General features: G+C 43.7%; 10 protein-coding genes. 4 read left to right on the top strand and 6 right to left on the bottom strand.

The genetic code is table 11. The annotated features are described in order from the left end of the window. Window positions 1-5: 5 nt before the first annotated feature. The 5 genes from ONT19_RS15575 to ONT19_RS15555 form a co-directional block, all read right to left on the bottom strand. Window positions 6-2,783 (bottom strand): fimbrial protein, encoded by a 2,778-nt coding sequence (locus tag ONT19_RS15575; RefSeq protein WP_264953453.1) that lies wholly within the window; start codon window positions 2,781-2,783, stop codon window positions 6-8. A gap of 71 nt (window positions 2,784-2,854) precedes the next feature. Then, window positions 2,855-3,937, bottom strand: a complete 1,083-nt coding sequence (locus ONT19_RS15570) for a FimB/Mfa2 family fimbrial subunit (protein ID WP_264953452.1) — start codon at window positions 3,935-3,937, stop codon at window positions 2,855-2,857. A gap of 117 nt (window positions 3,938-4,054) precedes the next feature. Continuing rightward, a complete protein-coding gene (locus ONT19_RS15565; RefSeq protein ID WP_264953451.1) occupies window positions 4,055-5,764 on the bottom strand; it encodes an Mfa1 family fimbria major subunit in 1,710 nt (569 codons plus the stop codon). A 49-nt stretch (window positions 5,765-5,813) separates the two neighbouring features. Further along, entirely contained in the window at window positions 5,814-7,151 is a 1,338-nt protein-coding gene (locus ONT19_RS15560) for a DUF3868 domain-containing protein (RefSeq protein WP_264953450.1), read from the bottom strand. A gap of 86 nt (window positions 7,152-7,237) precedes the next feature. Then, window positions 7,238-7,810, bottom strand: a complete 573-nt coding sequence (locus ONT19_RS15555) for a DUF3575 domain-containing protein (RefSeq protein WP_022121395.1) — start codon at window positions 7,808-7,810, stop codon at window positions 7,238-7,240. A gap of 653 nt (window positions 7,811-8,463) precedes the next feature. Between ONT19_RS15555 and ONT19_RS15550 the strand changes: the two genes are divergently transcribed. The 4 genes from ONT19_RS15550 to ONT19_RS15535 all read left to right on the top strand — a co-directional run bounded on the left by ONT19_RS15550 (window position 8,464) and on the right by ONT19_RS15535 (window position 11,176). Then, window positions 8,464-8,619: a protein tyrosine phosphatase gene (locus ONT19_RS15550; protein ID WP_117729810.1), complete on the top strand. Its 156-nt coding sequence runs from the start codon at window positions 8,464-8,466 to the stop codon at window positions 8,617-8,619. Between the two features lie 213 nt (window positions 8,620-8,832). Next, window positions 8,833-9,087, top strand: a complete 255-nt coding sequence (locus ONT19_RS15545; protein ID WP_089542550.1) for a hypothetical protein — start codon at window positions 8,833-8,835, stop codon at window positions 9,085-9,087. Next, window positions 9,084-9,389, top strand: coding sequence for a type II toxin-antitoxin system RelE family toxin (locus ONT19_RS15540; RefSeq protein WP_117695134.1), 306 nt, complete (start codon window positions 9,084-9,086; stop codon window positions 9,387-9,389). Before ONT19_RS15545 ends, ONT19_RS15540 begins: the two co-directional genes overlap by 4 nt. A 437-nt stretch (window positions 9,390-9,826) precedes the next feature. Then, window positions 9,827-11,176, top strand: a complete 1,350-nt coding sequence (locus ONT19_RS15535; RefSeq protein ID WP_117695622.1) for an ATP-binding protein — start codon at window positions 9,827-9,829, stop codon at window positions 11,174-11,176. A gap of 168 nt (window positions 11,177-11,344) precedes the next feature. Here ONT19_RS15535 and ONT19_RS15530 read toward each other — a convergent pair. Continuing rightward, window positions 11,345-11,942: Na+/H+ antiporter NhaC family protein (locus tag ONT19_RS15530; protein WP_301332226.1), on the bottom strand; the 598-nt coding region annotated here is incomplete at its 5' end.

Below are 11,942 nucleotides of genomic sequence, written 5' to 3'. Positions count from 1 at the left end.
TCACATCAGAATGGCTTGCCAGCGTGCCAAGAGGAGCCATCGTACCAGCCTGTGTCACTATGCTTCTCATAGCTGTTGCCATTGAATAGCAGGACGCTTTCTCCACCCGTAGCTTTGTTGTCTTTTTTGATTCTGATGGCCTTCCCGTGGTCTCCCTTAACAGCCTTGAGGGTAATCACAGTCTTATACCAACCATTATTCAAATTCTCGCATGACCAACTTTTACCCGCTGTATCATAGATGGTAAAAGACTCGCGCTCTGTATTATCGTTATTACCATTTTTGCCATTGGCGGCACCATATACATTAAACCATCCATAAGTCTGGAATTTGGTGTAAATGGTAAAGTTGATGTTCTCAATAGTTGGCATGTCATCATATATGTTCCAAGTAGGATCTGATGTAGGATCATAGACAATCCAACCCTCTTTATCCTCATAGTCGAAGAGAGGAATACCCGGCTCCAAGTGGTGAGGGCAACGATGAAGCGTAAAACCCCAATTCGTATTGGTATTGTTACTGAACATAATCAATGTTTCACCAGGCTTGATGGTTCTTGTTCCCGTAGCACCAAAATCTGTAGATATCGACTGGGCATCCTTGGAGAAGTCCTTGTAATACCACCCCACATTCGTATTATCCTCAACCATCTTATCACCAGGCCATTCAACTGAAAATTTCCAAACTTTAGAGCTGGCTACAGCTCCAGTTGTTTCACCAATCTGGGTATAGACATAGACACGATGATTGTCTGTTTGAGGTATATAAATTCGCTTGTCATTATCATCCGAAAGGTCTAACCATCCATCTGCCCAGTTGGTATTTCCTGGAGTTCCATTATAAGTCTCTTCCTTTTTTTCTTCAGGTGTACCCTTATAATTATCAGTTCCATTACTATTATCTCCTTTATAATGTGCGCGGTCGTTGATGGCACGGAAGTTGATACGATAGTTACCTACGGCAGGCTTTACCGTTACCTTGATTTTCTTGACAAAGTTGAAGCCTTCTGGAGATTCCTTTGGCTGCACAGTGAGATAATGTACTGTCGTGGTAACAGGGTTACTGGTTGCCACAATCTTGAAGGTTCCTTCTGGAGTATCAGTTTTATCGCAAGATGCCTGAATGGTTGACTTACCTACGGTGGAAGAGGTTCCGTTATCGGTGAAAGCCAAACCGCCCAGGTTGGTCTTAAACTGTACCAATTTGGTATTGTTGTCGCTACCCCAATAGATGGTTACTTCCTGTGGATTTACCTCAAAATAAGGAGAGGCATCATACTCTACATCGAGATACTTCTTAATGTTACCAGCCTTAATCCAAACCTTTGCCGTACCCTTGTACTTTCTATTATAGTCGGAGAACTTAATGTCCTCGTTGATTTTGAATGTGATTCTATGATTCTTCACTGCATCTAACACAATCACATCTTTCACACCACTGGATGTTGTTACCTTTTCATCGCAACCGAAATCTGCGTCTGTCAGCATTACGTTCGACTCATAGTCGATGGAGTCTGTCGTGGTAGATGTTACGCTCGCCTTCGTCTTGCTTACCCACAAAGTAGTATGGTTGAAGTCGGCATCTATCGTTACAGGAGTCCAGTCCTTTACGCTCACATTACAGTCGAGAGTCATGTTTCCCAGACTCTTGATTTTGCCGATAATCTCATAATAGGTTCCACGAGGGAATGTAGGCAGAGCATCTGATGCGTTCTGCTTATGTCCCAGCTTAATGGTATATTGATTCTTGTTGCTGCTATTAACTATACCGTTAATCTTCAATACCGACTGTTCCTCTACTTTAGAGATATAACGCTCTGGCAGATAGTAAGTACCTTGAAAAAGCCATTGCTTAAAGTTCGTAGGGATTGGTGTACCCTTGTTGGTTCTATCTGTAATAGATACCACATCCTTGTTGTTTTCGTTAGCATTGGTTTCATCGATGGTATATTCTCCGTTCTGATAATAGCGTCCAGTGCTAGCTTCGCCAGTAGATGAACTACGGTAAATGGTGTTCTCGATACCTGTAGCATATTCAGAAGAAACATTTGTCTGGGTAAACTTTCCATCCCATAATAAATGGGTAGAAGGAGTAAGCTTCTGAGCAGCAATATCTGTTATGCTATAGCTCTTGTCATAAAGATTATCGCTCGCAGTTGGGTCCATAATGAGGTTGAGCTTAACCTTTACGCATGTAAACTTCAGGTTAGCTGCTACCTCTGTATATTTCTTACCACTTTTTTCTATTTTTGTATCGATGATAGTACCGTTCACATCCTTAGGTTCGTAAATCATCGGGATATTGGTGCATACAGGCATACCTGGTGTACTTGTAGGTCTGTAATAGAGTACTATATTTTTGAGTTCATCTTCAGTTTTGATAGTCTTACCACTCAACACCTTGTTCATGTTGGCAACCACATAGATATGGTAAGTGCCCGGCTCGATGGTGAGCTGATAGTTAGCTACATGCTGCTCTACCATCATTGTAGCCAATGGGGCAGGGAGCGTCTCTACCAGGAGCTTGCCGTCATTATTTACCGGAAAGGCATAGAGGGTCAGGTCGTTGATCTGGCATTCATCTACCGTAGCATTATAGGTAGGAAGGCCGGAAGCATCGTCGGTACGGGTGCCGCGGCTGCTGAGCACGGTTGGCACGAGTACATGTAAGTTGCTTTCTGACGAAATGGGGGCGCGCTCGCCTCCAAGTTCGTCAGAGCAACTTACTGTAACCAACAATATAAACCAACTAACTAAACTTAAAATGAAATCTCGTATTTTCATTGTTTCTAATTTTAAAAGTCAAATACTCTTATGAGCTAAATGCCCGGAAGGGGCTCTGACACCTGAAACGGTTAGAAATCGACACGCTGGATGCGCTTGCTCCAATCCAGGATGGAAATGCTGAGCTGCACATACTTCCACTGGTTGCCCTGGAGGAAGAAGTCGAGCTTGTAGTCGTACTCTCGGTCCAGGAATTCCTGCTCTGAATAATGGCGGGCTTCGAAGGCACCACGGCCTTGAGCCAGAAAGTCTGCAAGATTGATGCGTGCCACCTCTTCGCCAGTAGTCTTGTTCGTGATGGTGAGGATGGCGTTCTTGTCGTTTTCTTCTGCCGGATGCCAGATGAGTCGGGAGAACATGAGGGCGGCATGAGCGGTACGCTCCTTTACATTGCCCTCGGTATCCTTAAACTCAGTGGTCCAGGTGTAGTATGGGGTATATGTCAACTCCTCGTCGGGGAGGAGAGAGTTGTCGTAACTGATATCGCCGTTGGCATTGGTTATCTGATAACTGAAGTCATCGGCATTGATGTTGGCAGGCTCGTCGGTCTGATGCAGGCTGATGGTGAGCTGCTTGGTATCACGAACCAGACCGATGGTATGGCGTGTAACCTGCAGGTCTTTTACTTCAACCAGTTCGTTGCTGAGTCCTTGCCAGAGTGTATCGAGCGGTTGGCTCTGGTTGTTTACCTTGCCCTGTTCGCGGTCGAGACGGGCATGGAGGGAGGTGATGTTGTCACCCTGCTGTGGCAGAGCTATCTGGAATTTGGCACCTGGCTGCGCGAGTGCATCTTCGTATTTCTTTTGGAAGGCGAAGGTTGCGAATCTGTATTTGCCCGGTTCCAGATTGATTCGCATGGCATAGTTAGGGTCCTTGAGCGGCTGTGATGTCGCATCGTTATAGGCATCATGGCGAGCAATGAAGTTGCCCTGCTCGTCGTATACGAATACGCAGAGTCCGCCCACATGATCATTGAACATGTCGGCACGCTGCACGTTGTAGTCGTACTTGAACTGCAAGTCAACACCCATGTCACAAGGAGGCAGGTCGTCGTGCATCAAGTCGTTGCAGCTGCTGAGCATACTGCCGGCCATGATGAAGCCCCATCCCATGCATATATTCTTGATCCAACTGTTAAACTTCTTGTTTGCCATGATGCTTATCTGTTTTATGAAAAAGTAAAGTGTATAAATAGATTCTTATTTTTCCGAGATAGCCAGCCGCTCCTTAGCGCTAGAGCGGCTGAGCTATATATAATAATGTGTAATGGATTACAAATCTACGTCCTGTGAACGCTTAGCCCAGTCGAGGATCTTCACGCTGACGCTGATGTACTTGAAGTTTTCATCATCTGGAACGTCTGGCTTAACATCTGGAACATCAGGATAGCCTGGACCACTTACTTTGTCAACGGTCAATTCATACCAGTTGTTGCGGAGAACGCCATAACGTCCTAGGAAACTTAAGTTGTCAGTTCCATAACTTTGTCCAGCTTCCCAAGGAGTGAGGACTCCAAAGTGCTTAACACGAGCTATATAATAAGCCTCTGCATTCTGGTAGGTGCTGATTCCTTCGCCTTCCTTGAGACCTAATTTTGCGTTGATGGCATCTATATTGGTCTGGTCGAGAGTTACACCAGCTACTGAGATGTTACACAATGCCAACAAATGATTGCCTGCCTTTGTGATGTCGTTTCCTGCAGCTGTCAATTCGACGGTTGTATTAGCCGTAGTTGCTGATGTTACAACTTTAGTAACGGCTGCCACAATTTCTTTCTTAAGATTTGTCTCATCCCAAATGGCAGTATTCTTACCTACCATATAGAATGTTGCGTCCTTTGTGAAACCCTTTGGTGTATACTTAGCCTTGAAGACAACACGAGTGGTCTGACCCTGCATCATATTGTCAAGGTTGAATGTGTTCTCAAGACAGTACTGAGCATCGGAAGTGGTTGCTGTCAATTCATCCTTAACGACGTAGTTGAAATTCTCAGTTCTCTTGCCAACACCAGTCTCAATATCATTCAACTCAGCGATGTCGTAATTAGGGTCTACACCCCAATATACACGCTTAGCAGCTGTTGCAGTATTATTGTCTACGAAGCGTAAAGTTGTTGCATTGTTAGTAGGACTGCTAGGGGTTGCTGTGTTAGACCAAATATCATCATAGCCAGTACCATCAGTTTTGTGAATAGGGAAACTCTTCTTGTTGGTTACGTCCAAGCCCCATTTTTGGATGGTTACCTCGTCACCCTTATATGTACCATCTGCAATAGTCTTTTTGGCACTTGAAGCAGAAGTTACCGTTACCTTAGCAACTCCACGCTCAACGTAGATGTCTGTAGAAGGATTAGAAGCTGCTTGTGCCTCGGTAGGGTAAATCTTTGCGCTTTCGATAGGAACCAATGTTGTAACCTTGTTGTCCTTGTACAAAGGAGCGTTTGCCATGTAGAAACCATCATCAGTATTAGCGATTTTGTCAGTTACATTTGCTGTTGCTTCATTCCATGCTGAAAAAGTCTGATTTTCGCCAGGGAGGTCCACTTTTTTGCTGCTCTTTGTTCCATTATTCAGAAGAACCAATGCATAGAACTTTTCTGTAGTATTTACTTTGTCCAACTTTACGGTAATCTTGGCATGAGTTGTAACGCCTGGTTCAGATGGATCCTTCCAAGGAGCCATTGAACCCAAGTTTACGCTTTCCACAAAGGTGTATTCATTCTCAGATGCTCCAGCTTCCTTGAAGATGAGCAAGGTTGCATCGTTTACATCATACTCCTTCGCATCACCTGGTGTGAATTCAGGGTCGCCAGCTGCACGAGTGCCGTTTGTAGAAGGCAAGTTGATGGTGAAAGTTGCATAACCAACACCAGTTTCATTAGTACCAGTACCTGGACCTGCGGTTCCCAGGTCCTCATTGCTTGAACAGCTTGCTGTCATAGCTGCGATGACAGCCAAGCCAAATAAATGTTTAATCTTCATAATCTTTGAAAGTTAAGCTTGTTTATAATCGTTATTCTCTAATTTTCTGTTATTCCAATTCCTTTATCTGCTTGAAGACATCTCTTACACGCTCTGCCTCTTTCGAGTTGCCTGCCTTGGCAAGATGCTTTTCGGCAGAAGTAAGATCACCTTTCTGCAAATCGGTGCAGGCGGCATTGAGATTCGCTGTCTCATCATCTGGGAAGAGACGGACGGCGATGTCGAATACCTCGTTAAACTCTGGCGAACCCGGCTCGTAAGTCTGTGCCACCAGGAACATCTCCTGCAGAGAAAGCTGCTGTGGTTTGGTCTTCAATATCTCCTTGGCTTCTTCGATGCTGAACGGACGAACTGTGTAGGTTACCGTATAGTCGCTATGACGGAGACGAGGATAGATATGATCCAGGATGTAGCGGTAACTAGCCGGATGGAGCTTTCTGATCTTCAGGTCCTTATCGTCGGGAGCCAGCGAGGAGTTAGCTATCTCGAGAATTGCTTCCTTATCAGCCAGATGACTAGCCTGAATCTTCTTCTTGAATCCTTCCCAGTCTTCCGGTGTAGCCTGATAGGTAAAGAGCTTGCTGTTTAAGGTGTAGAGGCTGCTCACATATTTACGGAGGGCAGCTGCACGCTCGTTGGCAAGGCGCTTGTTGTTGGCATACGAACCATCAGGCGAAGCAAAACCATGGATATCAATATCTGTGATTTCAACATTCTTGTCGTTCTTCACCAGGTCGATGGTGGAAGTAATCTTCTTCAGCTCAGTAGCATTCTCACGGAAGTTGGCAAGAATATTACTCTTGTTGAGCTTGAAGCTCAGGTAAGCTTCACCCTTTTCGGCTCTCACCTTCTTGGCTTCCGCCTTCGGCTGCACGAAGAAATCCTTCGTAATCTTAGGTGTACGGTCGATATCCGCAATCGGCGTATTGTCCTGTTCTATCAGGTTTCCGCATCCGCAAAGATCTTCCTTTACCGAGAGTTTGAACTTCTTCATCCATTTCTGATAAGGAACAGACTGGGCGAAGTAAACCTGCTGACTGGTTTTGTTCTTGCGGGTAAGAACCTGTGCCTGCGGATTCTTCTTGCTGTCGGCAAGCCGGCGGTATCTTACAGCCTGGTTTCTACCCTGGATGATGATAGGGTTGAGAGCGATAGAATCAGTTCCTACCATTACCGGTGTGAAAACAATCTGCTGCTCTGATTTCATCTTCAAATCGTTCAGGTTCATACGGAAGGCAACGTCCATCCGGTTGCCGTTCTTGCGTGCCAAGACGCTGTCTACCTGAATCTTTCCCCCTGCCAGCTGTTGAGCCTGAGCAGGCATGATGCCCTGAGAAAGGAGTATGTAGAGGGGCGAAATGACCGCATAAAGCTTCATCTTATCCATATTATGATTTCCCTAAATTTTTTTGTATTCTGTCTAGTTATTACGTGTTTATATTGTCAGTTTAAAACCACTGTTAAGTTATATTCTTAGAACACGTATATGAGAGATAGTGCGGCTTTTGTTGGGCCCACATAGTTGCGGTGGTCTTTGTCGAGACATTTTTCGCATCGTCCGTAAAGCTTGTAAGGACTGTAGGCATATCCCAAACCGATAGACCCTTCGAAATTGAGGTGCTTATTGAGTAACCACTGATAGCCGTAGGTGAGGCCACCACCTACATACCAGCCTTCATAGTGCCTGCCCTCCAGAGTTTTCGGCAGGATGCCGAAGGGCATGTCAATGTTTTTAATGTTGTATTCACCGCCTAAGGCATGAATTCCGAAGAAATGGCCTCCAAACTTCTGGCAGGTGTACCATCTGTATTCTGGCATAACATTCCAGAATCTCATCTTCTTGTCGCCCGAGAACTTCCAGGGGTTCAGGGTGCCGAAGAGTTGGAAGGTTGTTTTCTTGCCCGTGCCGATTTCGATGCCGGCGTTGGCAGATGTGGAAGCCCATCCCAGTAAGTTGGTCTTCAGAGCGACCTCCTGCGCTCGCGTCGTTGCCGTTGAAAGGATCAGCAGCAGCAACATTGCTGATTTAATGAATGTTTGCTTCATCATATCTTTACTTTTATATATTGGTTCCGTTTATATTAAACTTAGCCTTCGTTCGCTAGTTGGTATCTTTTTTCGGCTGCAAATATAAGAGGATTATCTATAGTAGGCAAGAAAATTTCTCAAAAAGGCTCTATTTATTTGTGCAAACGTTTGCACATTCATGCAATCTGTTTGCGCACACACATCATAAAGCACATGATTATAAGTGTAATTTGCACAAATATGCGTAAGGGCAATAGTTTTTTTCGAAAACCTACCCGTCCTTCCTTACCGTTAAGGAAGGCTCCACCTCTCACCCCGACCCTCTCACCCTCAGGGAAGAGGGAGGAAACCGCTCCTCCTCGTCGCTCGGAACCGCTACGCTCTAAGGTTGGCGGGGCATCAAAGCCCTCGCCAGATTGTACGGGATGGGACCGCCAGGCTGTTGCGGGGGAGACCTAATGCTGCTTCAAAGCCATCGCCATATTTTGCGGGATGGGACCGCATGGGGATAGCAGTTTATAGTTTACAGTTAATAGTTTATAGTTTACGGTTAATTTCGTGGTAATTTGATGATAACTTGCAGATTTCTTGTGATTTTCTTGGTGGTTTCGAAGAATATGTGTAATTTTGGTGGCTGAATGTTGAACTAGAATAAATAGGAGGAAGAATATTTGGATACTACAAAGTTAACAAGAGAAGAGGCTCTACGCCGTTGGAATGCTTCTAAGGAAAACAAACGTAAAATGGTGGAGAAACTGGAGAACATGGTTCGCAAAAGCTGTCTGGAACGTACTGGTAAAGAACCTATAGGGGTAGAAGTATGGTAGTAGAAAAAATGTCTCTGGCTGTGATTAATGCCAATTCCATAATTCTGATTTTTAAGAATTCGGATGCAAAGGTAAATACTTAATGTGTTGAAAAGCAGTTTTATCATCCATCTAACTATTAATCTTTATTAATTATACATAGAGATATACCATATATATGAAATATATTATGTATCTTTGCACCAAAGTAGAACCATTTAAATAAATACACTTATGAGTACAGTTTCTGTAACACCTTCTAAAAGAAAGATCATTGACTTAAAAGATGATACTTTTAAGACTCTATCCATTATGGCTATTCAGAAAGGAACCAACCTCAAAAACTATATTGAGGATATACTCAATGGCATAGCCGAAGATTACGAAGACGCAAAGCTCTATGCTAAATTAAGAAAAGAGCAGCCAGAGGGTCTCATCCGTGCCAACAAAGAAGAACAAGAAGATTTTGAAAAGTGGTTAGGCGTATGAATGTCGAATTTTCCAAAGCCTTTGTCAAAGCTTCCAAACGTCTTTCAGGCAAGATGCTCGATTCTTTAAGACGTACGATTGTAGAAGTTAAAGCAGCCAAAGGTATTCAAGATATCTCTGACTGCAAGAAACTTGTTGGGTATCGTAATATATATAGAATTCGTTTAGGTGACTATAGAGCACTATTTACTCTAGAAATTGAGTTTTCTGGCGATACTATATTCTTTCAATATCTTGCTCCACGAGGCGAAGCCTATGGTAAAAAGATGAAAACAGAACTTAAACGAATAGACAAAGAATAATTATATTATTCAGTCTCCAATGTATCTCCACCATTAGCATGGCGGTCCCATCAGCAAGTTGCCCCCCGGCGGTCCCATCCCGCAAAAACATGGCGCAGGGCTTTGATGCCCCGTTTTATGTTTAGATCTTGTCTCGTAATAATGCTTCTTTTGTTCACTTTTATAAAGAAAAACTTGCAAATATGGATGAGATTGTCTACTTTTGCAAATGAAAAGGAACGAAATTTGATAGATATGTGTACTTTTAAAAATATAAATAATTAATAATCATTTTTTGTGTCCACTTTGGGGAACTGCTACAATTGTGAGTGTTAAAATTTGGAAAAACGGACAAAAAGATGCGTAAATACCTTGGAAAAACGGACAAATTATCGTATATTTGCCATGGAAAAGCGGACAAAATACGTCCGTTTAATAATAGAAAAGGGGACAAGGATATGATTAAACGTAAGATAGACAGATATTTAGCTGATTTCTTCGAAACGAATAAGAAAGCTTTGATGTTGACAGGAGCAAGACAGATAGGAAAAACATATTCTATCCGTCGTTTCGGTCATGAACATTTTGAAAGATTCATAGAAATCAACTTCATCGAAAATCCAGGCTTGGTAAAGGTCTTCAGCAAGGCGAAGAATAGTCAGGACATCTTGTTGCGTCTCTCCACTGTGACCAGCCAGGATTTGATCAAGGGCAGTACCCTTGTGTTCTTTGATGAAGTGCAGGAATGCCCGGAAATCGTAACTGCCATCAAATTTCTGGTGGAAGAGGGGAGCTATCGCTATGTTTTAAGCGGTAGCCTATTGGGTGTGGAGATCAAGAATCTCCGTTCTGCACCAGTGGGATATATGGATGTGAAAGATATGTATCCTCTTGATTTGGAGGAGTTTGCTACAGCAGTTGGTATCAACGATAGAATTATAGATGCTTTGAGGAAGCATTTTACTGAAGGAACTGCTGTAGATGAATTCATCCATGAAAAGATGATGGAGGTATTCCGCCTTTATCTTATAGTAGGTGGAATGCCTGCAGCTGTTGATAAATATCTGGCTACCAATAATCTGCAAGATGTAATGGCAGAGCAGCAGGCTATCATACGTCTCTATAAGCAGGATATAGCGAAATATGACCCTGACCATAAATTGTATATTCAGGAAATCTTTGACAGGATCCCTGCTGAGCTTGATGCCAAGAACAAGCGTTTCATATTGAAGAACCTGAATGAAAACATCAAGTTTGCACGTTATCAGAACAGTTTCTTGTGGTTGAAGGATGCCGGTGTAGCTTTGCCGGTATATAATGTTGAGGAGCCTACTGTGCCGTTGATTTTGTCGAGCAGCAGAAACTTATTCAAGCTGTTTATGGCAGATATTGGTCTTTTGGCAAGTCTTTATGCGGATGGCATTCAACTGAAGATTTTGGATAACGAACCGTCCATCAACTTTGGTTCGGTATATGAGAATGCCGTAGCACAAGAGCTCTGGGCGCACGGTTTCCAGTTGTATTATTATAACAACAAGCGCCAGGGTGAACTGGATTTTGTGATAGAGCAAAATGGTGAGGTGTTGCCGATAGAGGTTAAATCGGGCAAGGATTACGAGCGTCACAAAGCGCTTACGAATGTGGTGAACTCAACAACTTATCAGATTTCTAAAGCCTATGTGCTGTGTAATGATAATGTGAAGAAGGTGGGAAAAATCACTTATCTCCCTATTTACATGCTGATGTTTATCAAGAAGGAGCAGAAGCTGCCTACCAAATATTCCATTGATTTAAACGGACTGGTTTAAAGGAGCTCAGTATTAAAAGAGAGTCCGGTTTTTTAAAGGACTCTCTTTCATTATATTATGGGTTATTCTACAGTCTCTATCATGTCGATGATGGTATAGATTGGCAAGATATCAAATGCAAGTTGGGTATTAAATTAGCCTCCTATATCTATGAATCTCCTATTCATATTAATGGATATCAGACTCTTCCGCTGCAGATGCTTTGTTTTCCCTGGGTTGTGGGTTGGGTACGAAGCCAAGGATGGCAACCAGACAACTCATCAAAGGACTGATGATGTTGAAGAAGCAGAAGGGGAGATAGACAAGTGTCGGGATACCAAGAACCGTACTCTGCGTCATACCGCAGGCTGTCCATGGAACCAATACGCTCGTTACGGTAGCGCTATCCTCTGTACTACGGCTCAAGAGTTCCGGACGGTAGCCTCGTTCGGCATACTCATCCTTGTAGATAGATGCATTCATAATAATGCTCAGGAACTGGTCGCCCATAACGAGATTGAGCAAGACACCTGATGTCACGGTGCTGCAGACAAGCGATACGGTGCTGTGGATGCTTTTCAGGAGCATGTGGGTAATGGCGTGGAGCATGCCGCTGGCTACCATACATGAACCGAAACACATGGCACAGAGGATGAGCCAGATGGTATTGAGCATGCCAGCCATACCTCGGGTGGCTACGAGATCATTGATGTTAGCCATGCCGCAATCTACCTGGGTATGGGTATAGCAGGTGGTCATGATTCCTTCAAAGAGGCTTTTGGCAGAG

The organism is Segatella copri (genome assembly GCF_026015625.1).
GTDB lineage: Bacteria > Bacteroidota > Bacteroidia > Bacteroidales > Bacteroidaceae > Prevotella > Prevotella copri_H.
The sequence above is the reverse complement of the archived record's forward strand: the minus strand, read 5'-3'. Positions and strand labels throughout refer to the sequence as shown.

Excerpts from the sequence above, each read along its gene's own strand:
- ONT19_RS15575 (WP_264953453.1), bottom strand. The coding sequence starts at position 2,783 with ATGAAAATACGAGATTTCATTTTAAGTTTAGTTAGTTGGTTTATATTG.
- ONT19_RS15570 (WP_264953452.1), bottom strand. The coding sequence starts at position 3,937 with ATGGCAAACAAGAAGTTTAACAGTTGGATCAAGAATATATGCATGGGA.
- ONT19_RS15565 (WP_264953451.1), bottom strand. The coding sequence starts at position 5,764 with ATGAAGATTAAACATTTATTTGGCTTGGCTGTCATCGCAGCTATGACA.
- ONT19_RS15560 (WP_264953450.1), bottom strand. The coding sequence starts at position 7,151 with ATGGATAAGATGAAGCTTTATGCGGTCATTTCGCCCCTCTACATACTC.
- ONT19_RS15555 (WP_022121395.1), bottom strand. The coding sequence starts at position 7,810 with ATGAAGCAAACATTCATTAAATCAGCAATGTTGCTGCTGCTGATCCTT.
- ONT19_RS15545 (WP_089542550.1), top strand. The coding sequence starts at position 8,833 with ATGAGTACAGTTTCTGTAACACCTTCTAAAAGAAAGATCATTGACTTA.
- ONT19_RS15540 (WP_117695134.1), top strand. The coding sequence starts at position 9,084 with ATGAATGTCGAATTTTCCAAAGCCTTTGTCAAAGCTTCCAAACGTCTT.
- ONT19_RS15535 (WP_117695622.1), top strand. The coding sequence starts at position 9,827 with ATGATTAAACGTAAGATAGACAGATATTTAGCTGATTTCTTCGAAACG.